The 17,328-nt window shown below is 71.7% G+C and carries 18 protein-coding genes; 11 read left to right on the top strand and 7 right to left on the bottom strand.

Annotated features, from left to right (window positions below):
* Positions 1–39: 39 nt before the first annotated feature.
* The gene (locus tag PVE36_RS14560) at positions 40–459 is read left to right on the top strand and encodes a DUF1801 domain-containing protein (protein ID WP_277453340.1); all 420 of its coding nucleotides are present in this window, start codon (positions 40–42) and stop codon (positions 457–459) included.
* 24 nt (positions 460–483) lie between these two features.
* On the opposite strand, the gene PVE36_RS14555 is transcribed toward PVE36_RS14560, so the two are convergent.
* Positions 484–1,386 (bottom strand): LysR family transcriptional regulator, encoded by a 903-nt coding sequence (locus PVE36_RS14555; protein ID WP_277453339.1) that lies wholly within the window; start codon positions 1,384–1,386, stop codon positions 484–486.
* A gap of 92 nt (positions 1,387–1,478) precedes the next feature.
* Between PVE36_RS14555 and PVE36_RS14550 the strand changes: the two genes are divergently transcribed.
* Both PVE36_RS14550 and PVE36_RS14545 read left to right on the top strand, forming a co-directional pair.
* Complete coding sequence (locus PVE36_RS14550; RefSeq protein ID WP_277453338.1) at positions 1,479–1,640, top strand: hypothetical protein; 162 nt, start codon at positions 1,479–1,481, stop codon at positions 1,638–1,640.
* 123 nt (positions 1,641–1,763) lie between these two features.
* A complete protein-coding gene (locus PVE36_RS14545) occupies positions 1,764–2,354 on the top strand; it encodes a hypothetical protein (RefSeq protein ID WP_277453336.1) in 591 nt (196 codons plus the stop codon).
* 191 nt (positions 2,355–2,545) lie between these two features.
* Here the strand turns inward: PVE36_RS14545 and ppdK are convergent, their stop codons facing one another.
* The 4 genes from ppdK to PVE36_RS14525 all read right to left on the bottom strand — a co-directional run bounded on the left by ppdK (position 2,546) and on the right by PVE36_RS14525 (position 7,815).
* Positions 2,546–5,263 carry a pyruvate, phosphate dikinase gene (ppdK, locus tag PVE36_RS14540; protein WP_277453335.1) on the bottom strand — a complete coding sequence of 906 codons (2,718 nt, stop codon included), beginning with the start codon at positions 5,261–5,263 and terminating at the stop codon, positions 2,546–2,548.
* 162 nt (positions 5,264–5,425) lie between these two features.
* Positions 5,426–5,956 carry an SRPBCC family protein gene (locus PVE36_RS14535; RefSeq protein ID WP_277453334.1) on the bottom strand — a complete coding sequence of 177 codons (531 nt, stop codon included), beginning with the start codon at positions 5,954–5,956 and terminating at the stop codon, positions 5,426–5,428.
* Positions 5,953–6,495 (bottom strand): GNAT family N-acetyltransferase, encoded by a 543-nt coding sequence (locus PVE36_RS14530; protein WP_277453333.1) that lies wholly within the window; start codon positions 6,493–6,495, stop codon positions 5,953–5,955. Before PVE36_RS14530 ends, PVE36_RS14535 begins: the two co-directional genes overlap by 4 nt.
* Before the next feature lie 120 nt (positions 6,496–6,615).
* Positions 6,616–7,815 carry an MFS transporter gene (locus tag PVE36_RS14525; protein WP_277453331.1) on the bottom strand — a complete coding sequence of 400 codons (1,200 nt, stop codon included), beginning with the start codon at positions 7,813–7,815 and terminating at the stop codon, positions 6,616–6,618.
* A 129-nt stretch (positions 7,816–7,944) separates the two neighbouring features.
* Between PVE36_RS14525 and PVE36_RS14520 the strand changes: the two genes are divergently transcribed.
* The 4 genes from PVE36_RS14520 (at position 7,945) to PVE36_RS14505 (ending at position 11,415) form a co-directional block, all read left to right on the top strand.
* Positions 7,945–8,415 carry an SRPBCC family protein gene (locus PVE36_RS14520; protein WP_277453329.1) on the top strand — a complete coding sequence of 157 codons (471 nt, stop codon included), beginning with the start codon at positions 7,945–7,947 and terminating at the stop codon, positions 8,413–8,415.
* A 303-nt stretch (positions 8,416–8,718) separates the two neighbouring features.
* Positions 8,719–9,507, top strand: a complete 789-nt coding sequence (locus PVE36_RS14515; RefSeq protein ID WP_277453328.1) for a hypothetical protein — start codon at positions 8,719–8,721, stop codon at positions 9,505–9,507.
* A 10-nt stretch (positions 9,508–9,517) separates the two neighbouring features.
* Positions 9,518–10,327, top strand: a complete 810-nt coding sequence (locus tag PVE36_RS14510; protein WP_277453327.1) for a crotonase/enoyl-CoA hydratase family protein — start codon at positions 9,518–9,520, stop codon at positions 10,325–10,327.
* On the top strand, positions 10,324–11,415 hold the full coding sequence (locus PVE36_RS14505) for a GNAT family N-acetyltransferase (protein WP_277453326.1): 1,092 nt from the start codon (positions 10,324–10,326) through the stop codon (positions 11,413–11,415). Before PVE36_RS14510 ends, PVE36_RS14505 begins: the two co-directional genes overlap by 4 nt.
* A 25-nt stretch (positions 11,416–11,440) precedes the next feature.
* Here the strand turns inward: PVE36_RS14505 and PVE36_RS14500 are convergent, their stop codons facing one another.
* A complete protein-coding gene (locus PVE36_RS14500) occupies positions 11,441–11,701 on the bottom strand; it encodes a hypothetical protein (protein ID WP_277453325.1) in 261 nt (86 codons plus the stop codon).
* A gap of 38 nt (positions 11,702–11,739) precedes the next feature.
* Positions 11,740–13,023 (bottom strand): saccharopine dehydrogenase NADP-binding domain-containing protein, encoded by a 1,284-nt coding sequence (locus PVE36_RS14495; RefSeq protein WP_277453323.1) that lies wholly within the window; start codon positions 13,021–13,023, stop codon positions 11,740–11,742.
* 189 nt (positions 13,024–13,212) lie between these two features.
* Between PVE36_RS14495 and PVE36_RS14490 the strand changes: the two genes are divergently transcribed.
* The 4 genes from PVE36_RS14490 (at position 13,213) to PVE36_RS14475 (ending at position 17,202) form a co-directional block, all read left to right on the top strand.
* Positions 13,213–13,524, top strand: a complete 312-nt coding sequence (locus PVE36_RS14490) for a hypothetical protein (protein ID WP_277453320.1) — start codon at positions 13,213–13,215, stop codon at positions 13,522–13,524.
* Positions 13,521–14,768 carry a cupin domain-containing protein gene (locus PVE36_RS14485; protein ID WP_277453319.1) on the top strand — a complete coding sequence of 416 codons (1,248 nt, stop codon included), beginning with the start codon at positions 13,521–13,523 and terminating at the stop codon, positions 14,766–14,768. Before PVE36_RS14490 ends, PVE36_RS14485 begins: the two co-directional genes overlap by 4 nt.
* The gene (locus PVE36_RS14480) at positions 14,765–15,655 is read left to right on the top strand and encodes a sucrase ferredoxin (protein WP_277453318.1); all 891 of its coding nucleotides are present in this window, start codon (positions 14,765–14,767) and stop codon (positions 15,653–15,655) included. Before PVE36_RS14485 ends, PVE36_RS14480 begins: the two co-directional genes overlap by 4 nt.
* 86 nt (positions 15,656–15,741) lie before the next feature.
* A complete protein-coding gene (locus PVE36_RS14475) occupies positions 15,742–17,202 on the top strand; it encodes a glyceraldehyde-3-phosphate dehydrogenase (protein WP_277453316.1) in 1,461 nt (486 codons plus the stop codon).
* Positions 17,203–17,328: the final 126 nt, after the last annotated feature.

Here is a 17,328-nt window from a genome sequence, read left to right as displayed (position 1 = left end):
CGCTACTCCCGCGGTGCGCGGACGCATAGTGTCGACCGCATGACCCAGAGACAGGATCGCAAGACCAAGCCCACCGATGCCTCGGCCGACGAGGTCATCGCTGCGGTGGCCGACGAGCGTCGGCGCACGGACGCGCGGGAGGCGCTCGCGCTCATGCGCGAGGTGACGGGGGCCGAGCCGGTCGTCTGGGGGCCGTCGATGATCGGCTTCGGCACCCAGCCGTACACGACCGCCGACGGCAAGGAGCGGGAGTGGTTCCGCGTCGGGCTGGCCCCGCGCAAGGCGGCCCTGACGCTGTACGGGCTCACGTTCTACGGGTCCAACGAGGACCTGCTCGATCGCTTGGGCAAGCACTCCATCGGCAAGGGGTGCGTCTACGTCAAGCGGATGTCCGACATCGACCAGGGGGTGCTTCGCGAGCTGATCGAGCGCTCCTGGCGTGCCGAGTCGGATGCCTGAGCTGGCTTGGCCCCGGCCGGCCCGTTACCGCTGCCGGGCGCTCGCGGCGGCGATCTGCTGGAGCAGGTCGACGGCCAGCTTCGCCGCCTCGTTTGTCCGGGCCACCGGAGCGGTGAGGGCGACGATGTCGCGGACCGGGTTGGGTTTGGTCAGGCGCAGCCGCCTGACGGTCCTCGGCAGCGAACGGGTCGCCAGGTCCGGGAGCACCGTGATGCCGATGCCGGCCGCGACGAAGGCCGTCGCCGTGTGGTGGTCCTGCGCCTCGACCGTGTAGCGGGGACGGAATCCCGCTGCGCGACAGGCCCGGTCGACCATGTCCTGGGTGATCCCTGCGGAGATGTCGTTGCTGATCCACTTCTCGTCGGCGAGCTCGGACATCTCCACGCGTCGCCGGCCGGCCAGCCGGTGGTCGGAGTGCACGAGCGCGACGAAGTGGTCGGTCATCAGGGGCGTCACGAGGTGACCCGGGCGCACTGAGGTCGTCGGGTCGGCCGGCACGACGTCGATGTCCACCGGCGGTGACTCGCCGACGGGGTAGCCCTCGGTGAGCACCATGCGCAGCGTCAGCTCGGGCATCTTCGTCTGGATCCGCTTGGCCAGCTGCGGCATCCACCGATACCCGGCCGAGGCGAAGTACCCGATCTCCAGCGAGCCGGTCGCTCCCTCGCGCAGGTCGTCGACGACGGCGTCGATGCGCTTGAGCTCCGACATCAGCGGCTCGCTCTCCTGGGCGAGGGTGTGGGCCGTCGGCGTCGGAGCGATACCGCGGCCGTCGCGGGTGAAGAGTGTGAGTTGCGTCTCCTTCTGCAGCGCCGCGATCTGCTGGCTCACCGCGGACGCGGACATCCCCAGGTGCTCCGCGGCGGCGGCGACCGAGCCGGAGGCCATGACGGACAGGAAGATCCTCACGCGATGTGCATCGACCATGCGAAGAACCGTACCAACCATGAAGAAAAACTGGATGATCCGCCGAAACTCTGAATTTGAGGAGGATAGTTGATCACAGCACCGTTGGGGTCATGAAGAAGATCTGGATGACCACGAAGCACGCCCTGCGCCCCGCGACCCCCGGCAAGAACGCCCCCCGCCGCGCGGCCGCGCACGACCAGCAGCACGCCCACCACGCGCCCTACGACCACCGGATGAGTGACCGCTTCCGCCCCTCGCTCTCCACGCGCTGATCGACTGCCGGGGTAGGAGCCAGCCGGCCCGACCCACTCCCTCATCACGGGCGCTGCCACCGGATCCCCGGTGCGGCGCCCTTCGTCGTGTTCGATCGGATTGCCGCGGCTAGGGTCATCGGCGTGCAGGTGTTCAGACCGATCGCCGTCATCGCCGCCGGGGCCGGCCTCGCCTTCGTCCTCGCGGCCGCGGCCCTCTGGGCGGCACTCGGCGGCTTCGGTATGGACCCGGCCGACTGGGATCCCGTTGCAGGGACCCGGGTGGTGCTCGTGTGCGCGGCAGTCGTCCTCGTCCACGGGCTGTGGATCGTGACGTGGTGCGCGTGGCGTCGGCTGGGGTGGGCTCGGTTCGTCGCGGCCGTCCTCCTGGTGCCGGTGACGGGCCTGCTGACCTGGCTGGTCGTGAGGTCGGCGTGGGTGACGACGACGCGCGGCAACGGCTGGTCCTGGGGGAGCCAACTGCTCACGCAGGAGTCGACCGGGACGATCCCGCTCGTGCCGGTGGTCCTCGTCCCCGCAGTCGTCGTCGCGGTCTCGGTGCGGCTGACGGTACGGGTGCCCGCACGCGATCCCAGCGAGAGCATGTTCGTCCGTCCCGCGTGGCGCCCGCGGACCCTGCTGCGTGGCACCGCGGTCCTCGGCGCGGTTCTGGGCACCGTCGTCCTGACGGCGATCCTGGTCTTCCTGCTTCTCGCCATGACCGGCCGGGTCTGACCCGACCATCGACGAAGGGGGCTGCGCACCGCACGGTGCGCAGCCCCCTTCGTCATGTGGCTCGGGGCGCGAACTGCCCCGTTCCGCGCGACTCAGCTGGACTTTCCCCCGGTTCGCCTGAGTAAGAAACTCGTGCGAACCGGGGGTTTATCGGGTGACCCGATAATCAGGAGGCAGGTGCGGCGACCCGACTACTTCGTCCCCACGTCGTCGGTGAGGACCACCGCCCGGCCGGCCTCGAGGCGCGCGACGGGCACGCGGAAGGGCGAGCAGCTGACGTAGTCCAGCCCTGCGTTGTGGAAGAAGTGGATCGACTCGGGGTCGCCACCGTGCTCACCGCAGACACCGGCCTTGAGGTCGGGGTTGGTGTCCCGGCCCTTCTCCACGCCGATGCGCACGAGCTCGCCGACACCGAGGGCGTCGAGGGTCTCGAAGGGGGAGATCGTCAGCACGCCGTTCTCCAGGTACTTGGGGAAGAACGCCGTCTCGACGTCATCGCGGGAGAAGCCCCACGTCGTCTGGGTCAGGTCGTTGGTGCCGAAGGAGATGAACTCCGCCGTCTGGGCGATGCGGTTGGCCGTCAGGGCCGCACGCGGCAGCTCGATCATGCAGCCGATCGGCAGGTCCAGGGACTGGTTGTGCGCCTCGGCTACCTCGGCGATGATCTTCTCCGCCTGTGCGCGGACGATGACCAGCTCACGGTTGGAGCCGATGAGCGGGACCATGATCTCCGGCTGGGGGTCCTTGCCCTCCTCGCGCAGCCGCACGACGGCCTCGGCGATTGCTCGGACCTGCAGCGCGAAGAGACCCGGGATCTTCAGCCCGAGGCGCACGCCGCGCAGGCCGAGCATCGGGTTGGCCTCGTGCATCTGGCGGACGGCGTCGAGCAGCTTGCGGGCCCGGTCGACCTCCTCGCCGGTCTCGCCGCGCTCCTCGGCCAGCGCGACCTTGACGGTGAGGTCGGTCAGGTCGGGGAGGAACTCGTGCAGCGGCGGGTCGATGAGCCGGATCGTCGTCGGGAGCCCGTCCATCGCGGTGAGCAGGTCGACGAAGTCCGCGATCTGCGGCTGCAGCAGCTCCGCCAGGGCGGCGTCGCGCTCCTCATCGGTGTCGGCCAGGACGACCCGCTCGATCTGGTGACGACGGTCCCCGAGGAACTGGTGCTCGGTGCGGCACAGGCCGATGCCCTCGGCGCCGCGGTCGCGGGCGCGCTGGGCGTCCGCGCCGGTGTCGGCGTTGGCGCGCACCCGCAGGCGACGGCGCGCGTCTGCGTGGGTGAGCAGCCGGTCGACGGCGTCGATGAGCTCCTTGGTCTCGTCGTCGTCGGCGATCGCCAGCGCGGCGTCGATGCCCTCGGAGATGTAGGTCATGACGGGGGAGTCGATGACGTGGACGTCACCGAGGAAGACCTCGCCGGTCTTGCCGTCGATGGCGAGCGTGTCGCCCTCGTTGATGACGTGCTCGCCGACGCGGATCTGCTTCTTGGCGACGTCGACGACGAGGTCCTCGGCGCCGACGACCGCGCACTTGCCCATGCCCCGGGCGACGACGGCCGCGTGCGAGGTCTTGCCGCCCCGGGCGGTGAGGACACCGGCGGCGGCGATCATGCCGGGCAGGTCCTCGGGGGAGGTCTCCCGGCGCACGAGGATCACGGAGTCACCGCCGGCCTGGGCGGCCTCCGCGCTGGCGTTGTCGAAGGCGACGCGGCCGACGGCGGCACCGGGCGAGGCGCCCATGCCGACGGCGATGAGGCTGCGCTCGGCGTCGCGGTCGAACTGCGGGAAGAGCAGCTGGTTGAGCTGCTCACCGGTGACCCGCTCGAGCGCCTCGTCCATGGTGATGAGGTCCTCGTCGACCAGCTGGGTCGCGACGCGAAAGGCGGCGCCGGCGGTGCGCTTGCCCACGCGGGTCTGCAGCATCCATAGTCGGCCGCGCTCGACGGTGAATTCGATGTCGCAAAGGTCCCGGTAGTGCGTCTCCAGGCGGCGCATCGCGGTGCGCAGCTCGCGGTAGACGGAGGGGTCGCGGTCCTCGAGGTCGGTGAGCGCGAGGGTGTTGCGGATGCCGGCGACGACGTCCTCTCCCTGCGCGTTGGGCAGGTAGTCGCCGTAGATGCCGGAGTGGCCGGAGGAGGGGTCGCGGGTGAAGCAGACGCCGGTGCCGGAGGTGTCGCCGAGGTTGCCGAAGACCATGGCCTGGACGTTGACGGCGGTGCCGAGGTCGTCCGGGATGCGCTCGCGGCGGCGGTAGAGGCTGGCCCGCTCGGTGTTCCAGCTGCGGAAGACGGCCTCGATGGCCAGGTCGACCTGGCGGCGCGGCGTCTGCGGGAAGGGGGCGCCGGTCTCGTCCTGGACGATCTGCTTGTACTCGGCGACGATCTGCTTGAGGTGGTCGGCGGTGAGGTCGACGTCGGCGGTGACGCCCGCCTCCTCCTTGTGCCGGTCGAGGACGTCGGAGAACTTCTCGGAGTCGACGTCCAGCACGGTCTTGCCGAACATCTGGATCAGGCGGCGGTAGGAGTCCCAGGCGAAGCGCTCGTCACCGGAGAAGGAGGCCAGCGAGTGCACGGTGTCGTCGTTGAGGCCGACGTTGAGGACGGTGTCCATCATCCCGGGCATGGAGAACTTCGCACCGGAGCGCACCGAGAGCAGGAGCGGCTCCTCGGAGTCGCCGAGGGTGCGGCCGATGAGGTCCTCGACATCGCGCAGACGCTGGGTGACCTCGACGCGGACCTCCGGCGGGACGCGTCCCTCGGACAGGTAGGCGCGGCACGCCTCGGTCGTGATCGTGAAGCCCGGCGGGACGGGTAGCCCCAGCTTCACCATCTCGGCGAGGTTGGCTCCCTTGCCGCCGAGCAGGTCCTTCTGGTCCCTGTCGCCGTCGCTGAACATGTGGACGTACTGAATCACCGGTGGCCTCCTTGCGGCGTCTGCAACCCGCCCACTATGGCACCGACGGCGCCGCGCGTCCGCAGCGGTTCCGCTGCGCGGTCGCGACCGCAGTTCGTCGCGGGCGGGAGAGGGTGCCGCCCGCGTGGTGCGGGGCCACCCGACCCGGGACGCGAAGGGGGTTCAGCCCTGCGCGGGGTCCGTCCGGTGATCGGCCTCGAGCTCGCTCTTCAGCCGGTCGAGGGTGCGTCGGATGTTCTTCGTCTGGAACTGCGCGAAGGTGCTCCCGCCGGTGGCGGCCTTGTCGAAGAGCAGTGCCACACCGTCCGGCCACGGTCGGTCGTCGGTCCACGTCTCGGTGACGCGGGTCCCCTCCTCGACGGACTCGAAGCGGTAGTCCCAGGTGGCGATCCTCGCCCGGACCCGGGGCGTGCGCAGACCGATGCGGTGCACGCGGAAGGTGAAGCGTCGGCCCGGGTCGGCGGCGGTGACGACGCACCCGGTGACCCACTCCGCCTTGCCGCGGCGGTTGGCGCCGACGAAGGATGTGCCGACCGTGAGCCCGTCGGGGCGATCGGCTGCGTGCTCGATGGTGCCGCCGAGGTTCTCCGGGCTCCACCGACCCATCTGGGTGATGTCGCTGACGGCCGCGTAGACGGCCCGGGGGTCGGCGTCGATGACGACGCTGTGGGAGACGGTCTTCTCGCGGGTCATCCCGCCACGGTAGGCGTCGGCGCGCCCACACGCGTCAACGCGTCCCCGTCGAGGCGGTAGGTCTCCCACTCGACCTGCGGCGTCGCACCGAGCGACTCGTAGAAGGCGATGGCCGGTTCGTTCCACCGCAGCACCGTCCACTCCACCCTGCGGTACCCGCGCTCCGTGGCGATCTGCGCGAGGTGCAGCAGCAGCGCCTTGCCGAGGCCGGACCCGCGGTGCTCCGGCTCGACGAAGAGGTCCTCGAGGTGGATGCCCTGCTGCCCCGTCCAGGTGGAGAAGGTGAGGAACCACAGCGCCATTCCGACGACGCGACGGCCCCCTTCCTCATCCGCCTCGACGACGTGGCAGAAGGCCGTCGGAGTGCCCTCGGAGGGGAAGAGGACGGCCGCGAAGTCCGCCTCGGTCGCCTCGACGGCGTCCGGCTCCCTCTCGTAGACGGCGAGCTCCCGGACGAGCCGCAGGATGTCCGGCAGGTCGGCAGGGGTCGCGGGCCTGATGTCGGGATGGGTCATGCGCGCATTCTGCCTCTGCGCCATGGGGGAGCGCCGCCCGGGATCGCGCGGGAGCCCAAGCAGTTGCGAGGAGGGTCTCGCAAGAGCCTAAGCAGTTGCGACCAAGGTGTCGCAGGAGCCTAAGCAGTTGCGAAGGGGGGAGGCTCAGTCGAGGGTGGTGCGGCCGCGGTGGATCCGTAGCGAGAGAAGCAGGATGACCAGTCCCGCGAGGGAGAGGCCGGCGCCGACGAGTGACGGTGCGCGCCAACCCCACCCGGCGGCGAGAACGACGCCACCGAGCCACGCGCCGAGGGCGTTGGCGATGTTCAGCGCGGCGTGGTTGCCGGCGGCGCCGAGGGTGCGCGCCCTGCCGGCGACCTCCATCAGCCGCAGCTGGAGCGCGAGGACGAAGGCCGAGACGGAGATGCACACGAGGAGCAGGACGATGCCGGCGGGGATCGCCGAGTCGGCGGCCCACGCGAAGGCGGCCAGGCTCGCCCCCGTCGCGACCGTCGACCACACGAGGGTGTGCAGCACCGAGCGGTCGACGAGGCGCCCGGCGACGATCGTGCCGAGCAACCCGCCGATGCCGTAGACGAAGAGGTAGATCGGGACGGCGTCCGCGGGCAGCCCGGTCTGGTTGCGCAGGATCGGGGAGATGTAGGAGTACATCGCGAAGACACCGCCGAAGCCGATGGCCCCGATGAGCAGGGTCAGCCAGACCTGCGAGTCGAGGAAGGCGGCGAGCTCGCTGCGCATCCGCGCCTCCCGATCGCCCGGCTGGTGGGGCACGAGGAGGCCGACGAGTACCGCGGTGAGCAGGCCGATGGCCGCGACGAGCCAGTACGCCGAGCGCCAGCCGGCCTGCTGCCCCAACCAGGTCGCCAGGGGCACGCCGGCGACGTTGGCGATGGGGATGCCGAGCATGATCCGGCTGACCGCCCACCCGCCGCGGCCGGGCGCGACGATGTCGAAGGCGACGATCGAGGCGATGCCGAAGAAGGCGCCGTGCGGGATCCCGGCGAGGAGGCGGGAGAGCATGAGCGTGCCGTAGCCGGGGGCGAGGGCGCTCGCGGCGTTGCCCAGCGCGAAGAGCAGCATCAGCGCCACGAGCAGCTCCCGCCGCGGCAGCCGGTTGCCGAGCACCGCGATCGTGGGAGCGCCGACGACCACGCCGATGGCGTACGCGGAGATGGTGTGCCCGGCCCGGGGGATCGAGGTGTCGATGCCCTCGGCGATCTCCGGGAGCAGCCCCATGGTCACGAACTCGGTGGTCCCGATCCCGATGCCGCCGAGCACGAGGACCGCCAGTGCGAGGGCGGTCGGTCGACCACGGTCGACCGGGGAGGGCGAAGGGAGGGGCACGCCGCACATCCTCCCCCAGCGTCGGTGTCCTCGTGGCATCGCTCGACGTGCACGGACCCACCGCTCCACGGTGGTGGGGCCGGTCACGACCACCCCCCGTGGAGCGGGGTCCGTGCATAGGGTCGACGCATGACCACCATGAACGCACCGCTGCTCGAGACAGAGACCGAGATCGCCGCACCGCCGGAGGCCGTGTGGGCCGTGATCACCGACCCGCGCGCGCTGGGGGGCCTCAGCGACCAGGTGATGCGCACCCACGTCGTCGGCTCCGCACCGGTCGGGCTCGGCACCCGTACGGTCAACATCAACCGCCGGGGCCCGCTCGTGTGGCCGACCCGGGCGAAGGTCGTGCGCTTCGAGCCGATGCGCGACTACGCCTTCCGCATCAAGGACAACGCGAGCACCTGGTCCTTCGAGATGGAGCCGACGGACACCGGCACCCGGGTGGTCCACCGCCGCGAGGCCCCGAATGGCACGACGAAGGTCTCGCGCCTCCTGCAGGAGAGGGTCCTCGGCGGCGTCGCCGACTTCGACCGTGAGCTCACGGAGGGCATGGCCGGGACCCTCCAGCGGCTCAAGGCGCTCCTCGAGAGCAACTGACGACCGCGGTGCCCCCAGGGGGCCGCGCCCCCCCCTCGCACCCTCCGGGGAACCCCCGGAGGACATGGGTAATTCTCCCCATCGACCTCCTCATGACCTGGGCCATAGGTTGTGGTGTGGAGGCAGGCGACAGGGGAATCGCCCGCCACCACCGGCCCGTGGCTCGCAGGGGGGTCACGGCAGACGCAGGTGGGACTCAGCAGGGGAGAGTCCCGCCTGCGTCGTCATGTCGGCCGGTGGACACGCGGCACCGGCACAGGGAGGTGCCACCGACGCGTCGCGTCCTGTGTGACCATGCATGTCATGGCGTACCCACCCACCGGTTCCACCCCGACCCCGCCCTCCGGCGGATGGGGCGGTGGGCAGCCGCCCGGTGGGTCGTGGCACGAGGAGCGGCCGGACCCGCAGCCGCCCCCGCGCAAGGGGCTCACCACCGGGGTCATCGTCGGGATCGCCGGCGGCATCGTGCTCGTCGTGGTCCTCCTGTGCTGCATCGGGGGCTTCTTGGTGGCCAGGGACGACGACGACAGCGGTGCGACGGAGTCGGTGACGAGCCCGTCCTCGGAGGCCACGTCCGCCCCGAGCAGCACGAGCAGCACGAGCAGCACGTCGACCTCCTCGACCACCTCGACCACGTCGAGCACGACCACCTCGAGCACCACCTCGTCCTCGAGCAGCGCCAGCAGCACGACGAGCACCTCCCCGGACACCAGCTCCACCGCGGCCTCGCCGACGTCCTCGCCCCCGTCCACCACCGGAGCGATCCCGTCGGTGGCCTTCCCGGACTCCTTCGGCGAGTGGACCAAGAGCGACAGCGCTACTGACACCCTGGCGATCTACCGGAAGGGCGATGACGAGGCGCTGAGTGTCGTCGCCATCCCCCGCGACCAGGTCGACGGCTTCTACGACCGGATCTGGGAGGACACCTCCAAGCACGGGGACATCACCTGCGGCAAGCTGAGCACCAGCGCGAACCACCAGTGCGTGGGCGTCGTGGACGGCAACGGTGTCCTCGTCTCCGGGTCGTCCGAGACCGCCGCCGAGACCGCCCAGATCCTGACGGAACTCCTCGCCGCGATCGCGGACACCTAAACTGGGGCGCATGCCTCGCCACGTCACGACCACGATCGAGGACGGTGTCGCGCACCTGCGCCTGGCCCGGCCCGACAAGCTCAACGCGCTCACCCTGGAGATGCTCGACGACCTGGCGGCGACGGCCCACAGGCTGCGCGCCGACCGTCGCCTGCGCGCGGTCATCGTCTCGGGGGAGGGCGACTCCTTCTGCGCCGGGCTCGACTTCGGCTCGGCGATGCAGGACCAGAAGGGGATCTTCTCCCGATTCGTCCCCCGCCCGTGGCGTGGGACCAACACCTTCCAGGAAGCGGCGTGGGCGCTGCGTCGCATCCCGGTCCCCGTCATCGCCGCCGTGGACGGCCACTGCCTCGGTGGTGGCCTGCAGATCGCACTCGCGGCCGACTTCCGCATCTCCCACCCCGAGGCGACCTGGTCGGTCCTCGAGGGCAAGTGGGGGATCATCCCGGACATGTCGGGCGTGCACGCCCTCTCCCAGCTCGTCGGCATCGACGTCGCCAAGAAGCTGACGATGACGGCGGAGAAGTTCTCCGGGGAGCGGGCCAAGGAGCTCGGCCTGGTCACCGACCTGGCGCTCGACCCCGTCGCCACCGCGACGGCGTTGGCCGCCCAGCTGTCCGAGCGCTCGCCGGACGCGCTCGCCAGCACCAAGCGCCTCTTCGACGGCACGTGGCACAAGGGCCCACGGGCGACGTTCGCGCAGGAGCGCATCGAGCAGCTGGGGCTGCTCTTCGGTCCGAACACCCAGCGTGCCCGCCAGGCCAATGTCAGGGGTCGGGCGCCCGAGTACCTGCCGCGCAGCCGGAAGGTCGTGCGATGACGGAGGATGCGCAAGCCGGCTTCCTCCCGATCGTCCCGCAGGGGCTGCCCGGGGGCTGGACGAGCCGCGCGCCGGAGGAGGGCGACGTCGAGGAGATCGTCGACCTCGTCCTCGCGGAGAAGCACGAGGTCGAGGGCTCGGGCACCGTCGAGTCGGACGTCGTCGCCGGTGAGGCCGTCGGGCAGGGCGCCTGGACCCGCCGCCAGGTCGTCGTGCTCGACCCCGAGGGGCGCATCCGCGTGTGGGCCAGGGTCCACGACCGCGCCGCCGGACGGACGAATGTCGACCTCACCGCCGACCCCGAGCTCAGCCGCGAGCAGGAGCAGCACCTCGCCCGCATCCTGCTCGGCTGGGCCGAGCGGGTGGCCCTGGCCATCGCGCGCGGACGGGGGCTCGGCGGCACCCGGCTCGACGTCTCCGTGCACGAGGCCGACGACCGGCTGCGCTCGTTGCTCGAGCCCGCCGGCTACCGCCTCGCCCGCACCTGGCTGCAGATGACCCGGGACCGCCAGCCGCGCGACGAGTACCTCGTCGAGACCCACCGTCGTGAGGGCGTCGTCGCCCGTCGGATCGCCAAGCGCGAGGACGGGACCCCGGTGGCGGCCGACCTGCAGTCGGTCTACCGGATGATCGAGGAGTCCTTCGCGGACCACTTCAACTCCTACCGGGAGTCCTTCCCGGAGTTCCTCGCCCGGCTGCGCGAGGCTCCCGGCCACCGCTGGGACCACTGGTGGATCGCCGACATCGACGTCGACGGCCAGTGGGTCCCCGGGGGCGCCGTCGCGGCGCTCGTGCTGCCGCCCGACGAGAGCGGGGCCGAGGGCACCTACATCGACTACATCGGCGTCCACCGCCTGGCGCGCGGGCGCGGTGTGGCCAAGGCGCTGCTGCACACGGTCCTCGCCGACACCGCCCGGCGCGGCCGCAACCGCGTCTCCCTCGAGGTCGACGCGGACAGCCCCACCGGAGCCGACGGTCTCTACGAGTCGATGGGGTGGTCCACGCGGTACCGCACCGAGTCGTGGCACCGCGACGTGCGCCTCGAGGGCACGGACGACCCGGTGCCCCGGGCCCGCCTCGACGGCTGAGCGCGGGGTGGGATCCGGGCGGGCCTCAGTGGCGTGCCCTGCGCCCACCCACCATCGACTCCGCGACGCCGATGAGGAGCACGGCGGAGATCACGGCGAGGACGAAGCCGAGGACGTTGAGCTCCCAGATGCTGCCGGTGCCGAAGAACTGGGCGATGAGGCCACCGATCAGTGAGCCGACCAGTCCCAGGCCGAGCGTGGCCAGGATGCCCAGGTTCTGCTTCCCCGGCTTGATGAGCCGAGCGAGGGCGCCGATGATGAGTCCGGCGACGAGGAATCCGATCATGGTCGACCGGTACCCGCTGGCCAGCGCGTCATGCGCGGTCAGACCACGCGGTGGGTCTCGATGACGAAGTCGTGCTCGCGCAGGCGGCCCACGAGCGCGGAGCCGAGCGCGACCGCGGGGGTGAGCACGCCCCCTTCGCTCGTGAGGTCGTCCTCGGCGAGGCTCAGGGCCGACTGCCCGAGCATGATCGCCGTGCCGCTGTAGCCGGGGTCGGCGTCGGCCGCGACGGTGGTCGCGTAGCGCTCGCCGCTCGTCGTCGTGGCGATGACCTCCATCCGGAAGCGCCCGTTCGCCCGCGACTCCTCGTCGGGGCCCTCGCCCGGTGACGGGAGTGCCTTGGCCAGGAGCGCCCGGGTCGGCCTGAAGGACATGCCGCCGACGAGGCCGAGCAGCCCGGCGGTCATGCCGGTGGCGGCGAAGGGGGCGGACCGGCGCGTCCCGAAGTCGCTCACCTCGTGGTAGCGGAAGGCCCGGCCGTACCGCCAGTCCAGGAGGGCGTTGCTGCGGCGCACGACGCGCGTGTTGTACGAGGCCATGACGAAGGGGCCGGTCCAGTGGCCGTCGTCCGTGCGGCGCACGGGCAGACGGGAACCGAAGCGCCTCAGCCGTCCCTGAGGGGCCTCCTCCATCCCGACCTCGGCCCGCTCGGCGCGGGTCGGCTCGGCGGCACGGTCGGGGCTGAGCCCGTAGGGGTCGGTCATCGCGCGGCGCGCCTCGAGGGACTCGCGTGCGGCGATCGCCTGCTGGCGCATCGAGTCGATGGTCCCGCCGGAGAGACCGCCCTTGAGGCTGCGCACGTAGAGGACCGTGTCGGTCAGCTCCCCGGCGCCCTCCTCGGCGGCCACCCGCGCGGTCTCGAGGACCCCGAGGTCAGAGGGGATGGAGTCGAAGCCGCAGGAGTGGACGATCCGGGCTCCGCTGCGGTGGGCGACATCGTGGAAGGCCTCGCTCGTGTCGCGGACGAAGAGGACCTCGCCGGTCAGGTCCGCGTAGTGGGTGCCGGCCACCGCGCAGGCCTTGACCAGCTCGTAGCCGTACTTGGCGTAGGGCCCGACGGTGGTGACGAGCACGCGGGTGGCGCGGGCGACGTCGGCACAGGCTGCAGGGTCGTTGACGTCGATGATCAGCCGGGGCCACGATGCGGCGGGGCCGCCCAGCTCGGCCGCGACGGCGTCGAGCTTGGGCCGGGAGCGCCCGGCGAGCGCGATGCGCATGCCTTCGGGCGCGTGGTCGCGCAGATGGGCCGCCGTGAGGCGTCCGACGAAACCGGTCGCGCCGACGAGGACGATGTCGTACTCGCGCCGGTCGGAGGGGGAAGTCATGACACGACAGTAGTCGTTGCCGGACAGGCCCTTTGCGGACCAAGGGCTCCCGGGGCTTTTGCCGGGGGCGTCGCGTGGGTAGACATGGGGGTGACGACGGTGCATCCGTACCGTCCGCCGAGAGCAGAAGGAGAAGCACCATGACGCAGCCTCCGCAGGACACTCCGGACCTGTCCGACGACACGATCGGTGGGATGCCGACTGATCAGCCGCTCACTGCCGGTGGTGACGGCGGCGCCGATGGTGGAGCCGGTGACGGCGGCGCTGACGGTGGTGCCGGTGACGGCGGCGCCGGTGGTGGTGCTGGTGACGGTGGCGCCGATGGTGCTGCTGGCGACGGCGGTGCTGACGGTGGTGCCGGTGATGGTGGCGCCGATGGTGCTGCTGGCGACGGCGGTGCTGACGGTGCTGCTGGCGACGGCGGTGCTGACGGTGCTGCTGGCGACGGTGGCGCCGATGGTGCTGCCGGTGACGGTGGCGCCGACGGCAGTGCCTGAGTGAACGACACCCCCGGGACCGGTGCATCGACGCGGTGCACCGGTCTCCGTCGCATCACCGACCTCGACCCGGACCAGCTGGCGCAGATCTGGGGCCGGGAGCCCCGGCACGTGCCTGCGGCGGCCCTGCCGACCCCCTTCGCCGATCTGCTCGGCACCGACGACGTGGACGACCTGCTCTCCCGCCGCGGGCTGCGCACCCCCTTCCTGCGGGTGGCACGGGACGGGCGGACGCTGCCCGACGCCGACTTCACCCGCGGTGGGGGAGTCGGCGCGGCGATCAGCGACCAGCTCGACGACACCGCCCTGCTGCGTCTCTTCGCCGAGGGTCACACCCTCGTCCTGCAGGGGCTGCACCGCACGCATCCGCCCCTGCTGGACTTCTCGCAGCAGCTCGCCGCCGACCTCGGGCACCCGGTGCAGGTCAACGCCTATGTCACCCCCGCGCAGAGCACCGGTTTCTCCGCGCACTACGACGTCCACGACGTCTTCGTCCTGCAGATCGCGGGGGAGAAGCAGTGGCGCCTGTACCCGCCGGTGCTGACCCACCCCCTTCGCGACCAACCGTGGCAGGAGCGCGCCGAGGCGATCGCCGACGTCGCGTCGGACCGCCCCCACCTCGAGGTCACCCTGCGCCCGGGCGACACCCTCTACGTCCCGCGCGGCTGGCTCCACGCCGCCACCGCGCTGGGTGGGGTGAGCACGCACGTGACCGTCGGGGTGCACGTGTGGCACCGCGGACACCTCGCCGAGGCCCTCCTCGACCAGGCACGAAGGGAGGTCCTCGCCCGAGCGGAGCAGCGCACCTCCCTGCCGCCCGGGGTGGACGTCGGTGATGCGGACGCCATCGGGGAGGAGGTGGAGCAGGTGCGCACCGCGCTCCTCGACGCCCTGGCCGACGTCGACGCGCACCGGGTGGCCCGCGCCCTGGCGGCACGCCACCGGGCAGGCCAACGACCCGCGCCGGTCCCCCCGGTCGCGAGCGTGGCCGCCGCCGACGAGGCGCTGGGCGAGCGCCTGCGTCCGCGGCCGCACCTCGCGGCACGGATCGAGCACTCCGGCGACGCGCCCCTGCTCATCTCCCGGGCCGGACGACTGCGGCTGGACGAGGAGGAGGCGCGCATCGTGGGCCGCTGGCTCGACGGCGAGTCCGTCGACCTCGGTGACGCGCTCGCCCGCCGACTGCTGCTCGCCGGAGTGGGGACCCTGCGCGGGCTCCCGGGCGCCGGTTTAGGGTCGATCTCGTGAGCACTCCCGCCGACTCCCGCTTCCGGTGCTCGCTCGCCGCCCGCGAGCGAGGGGACGTGCCCGTCGGGACGGCGGTGCCCGCCCCCTACTGGTTCGTCGTCGGACACTCCGGGCCGTGGCCGGCGAAGCCCATCGAGGCCGACCCGTTGACCGAGGTGGCCGGGGAGCTGTCCGCCGAGCTGAACCGCTTCGGCGCCCGCCTGCAGCTGGTGCGGCGGCACGGCCGGCTCGAGGGCCCGCTCGTCGAGGCGGACGGGTTGCAGCCGGTCTTCCTCGTCGACGTGCGGCGCGGCCTCATCGGCCGCTCCACCTGGCGGACGCCCCAGGACCTCGTCGAGCTCGCCGGACGCTTCGACGACCTGCCCGACCCGACCGAGGAGCCCCTCGTCCTCGTGTGCACGCACGCCCGCAAGGACGTCTGCTGCGCCATCGACGGGCGGGTCGTGGCGGCCGTGCTCGACGACGCCCTGCCCGGTGCCGTCTGGGAGACGACCCACCTCGGCGGGGACCGCTTCGCCGGCAACACCGCCCTGCTGCCCGAGGGCTCGATGTACGGCCAGCTCGACGGCGGCAGCGCCCCGCGGGTGGTCCTGGACCACTTCGACGGCCGGGTCGACCTCGAGCGCTGGCGCGGCCGCAGCTGCTGGGCCCCGGTCGTCCAGGTGGCCGTGCACGATGTGCTCGGCGCGGTGCCGGGCGCCCGGCTCGCGGACGTCGCCGAGCCGACCTCCACCGACCTCGGCTCGGGCACGTGGCGCGTGGACGTCGACCTGGGCGGCTCCCTCCACAGCCGTCTGGTGACCCGCACGATGAGCGAGGCCCACGTCCTCACCTGCAACGGGGCGCCCAAGCAGCAGGCGCTCTTCACGGTGACGACCCCCCACTGACGGGGTCGGCCCCCCTTCGCCCGGCCGTCGTCCGGGAACTGACCCGAGGACGGATCGGGCCCGGCCCGCGGCTATTCTCGGGCCCCATGACGACGATGCACCAGACGAGCACCACCGCTGACGACCACCTGTCCGACTGGGCCGACCGGCAGGCCAAGGCGGAGGCCATGATCCCCCTGGTGGGACGCCTCTACCGGGAGAACGGCGTGGTCACCTCGATCCACGGGCGCACGCTCCTCGGCCAGTCGCCGACGGACATCCTCAAGGCCCACCGGTTCACGCGTCGCGTCGACGTCGAGATGACGGTGGACGACACCCTCCCGGTGCTGCAGGCCCTGGCGACCCTCGACCTCGGTCCCGCGTCGGTGGACATCGCGCGCCTGCACAGGCGTCGTCTGGAGACCGGCGACGACGTGCCCCTCGAGGACTTCCTGCGCGGCGAGCTCGCCGATGTCATCGGTGGGGGCGACGGCGAGGGGCAGGGGACCACCGACGTCGTCCTCTACGGCTTCGGGCGCATCGGGCGGCTCCTGGCGCGCATCCTCATCGAGCACGCCGGTGCCGGGCACGGTCTGCGGCTGCGCGCCGTCGTCGTGCGCAAGGGTGCCGCCAACGACCTCGTCAAGCGTGCCAGTCTGCTGCGCCGCGACTCCGTGCACGGCTCCTTCGACGGCACGCTCACTGTCGACGAGGAGAAGAACACGATCCTGGCCAACGGGACCCTCATCCAGGTCATCTACTCCGACGACCCGACCACGGTCGACTACACGCAGTACGGCATCTCCGACGCGATCGTCGTCGACAACACCGGTCGGTGGCGCGACGAGGAGGGCCTGTCCCAGCACCTGCAGTGCCCCGGCGTCTCCCGGGTGCTGCTCACCGCCCCGGGCAAGGGCTCGGTGCCCAACATCGTCACGGGCATCAACGACGCGATGATCGGCGACGACGACCGCGTGGTCTCCGCCGCGTCCTGCACGACGAACGCGATCGTCCCGACGCTCAAGGCCGTCAACGACGAGTACGGCATCGTCGGCGGGCACATCGAGACGGTCCACTCCTTCACCAACGACCAGAACCTCACCGACAACTTCCACAAGGGCGAGCGCCGCGGCCGCTCCGCCGCCCTGAACATGGTGCTCACCGAGACCGGCGCCGCCAAGGCCGTGGCCAAGGCGCTGCCCGAGCTCGAGGGCCTGCTCACCGGCAACGCGATCCGCGTGCCCACCCCGAACGTCTCGATGGCCATCCTCAACCTCACGCTGAAGACGCCCGTCGAGGTCGACGCCCTCAACGACTACCTCCGGCAGACCTCGCTGTACGGCGAGATGCACAAGCAGCTGGACTTCGTCGACAGCCCCGAGGTCGTCTCCACCGACTTCGTGGGCAACCGCCACGCGGGCATCGTCGACGGGCGCGCGACGATCACCGCCGGCGATCGCTGCATCCTCTACGTCTGGTACGACAACGAGTTCGGTTACTCCTGCCAGGTCGTGCGGGTGCTCGAGCAGATGGCCAAGGTCCACCCGCCGGTGTTCCCGCGCATCTGAGCCCGGTCGGGGTGCACCACGATTATCGGGTCACCCGAGAAACCCCCGCTTCGCGGGAGTCCGAGACCCTTGCGGAGCGGGGGTTCGTCTTGCTGAGCAGGCCGCGACCGGGGCGAAGGGGGTGGG

This window comes from Janibacter sp. DB-40, from assembly GCF_029510815.1.
In the GTDB taxonomy this organism is placed as follows: Bacteria; Actinomycetota; Actinomycetes; order Actinomycetales; family Dermatophilaceae; genus Janibacter.
This window is presented reverse-complemented; position numbering and strand designations above follow the sequence as displayed.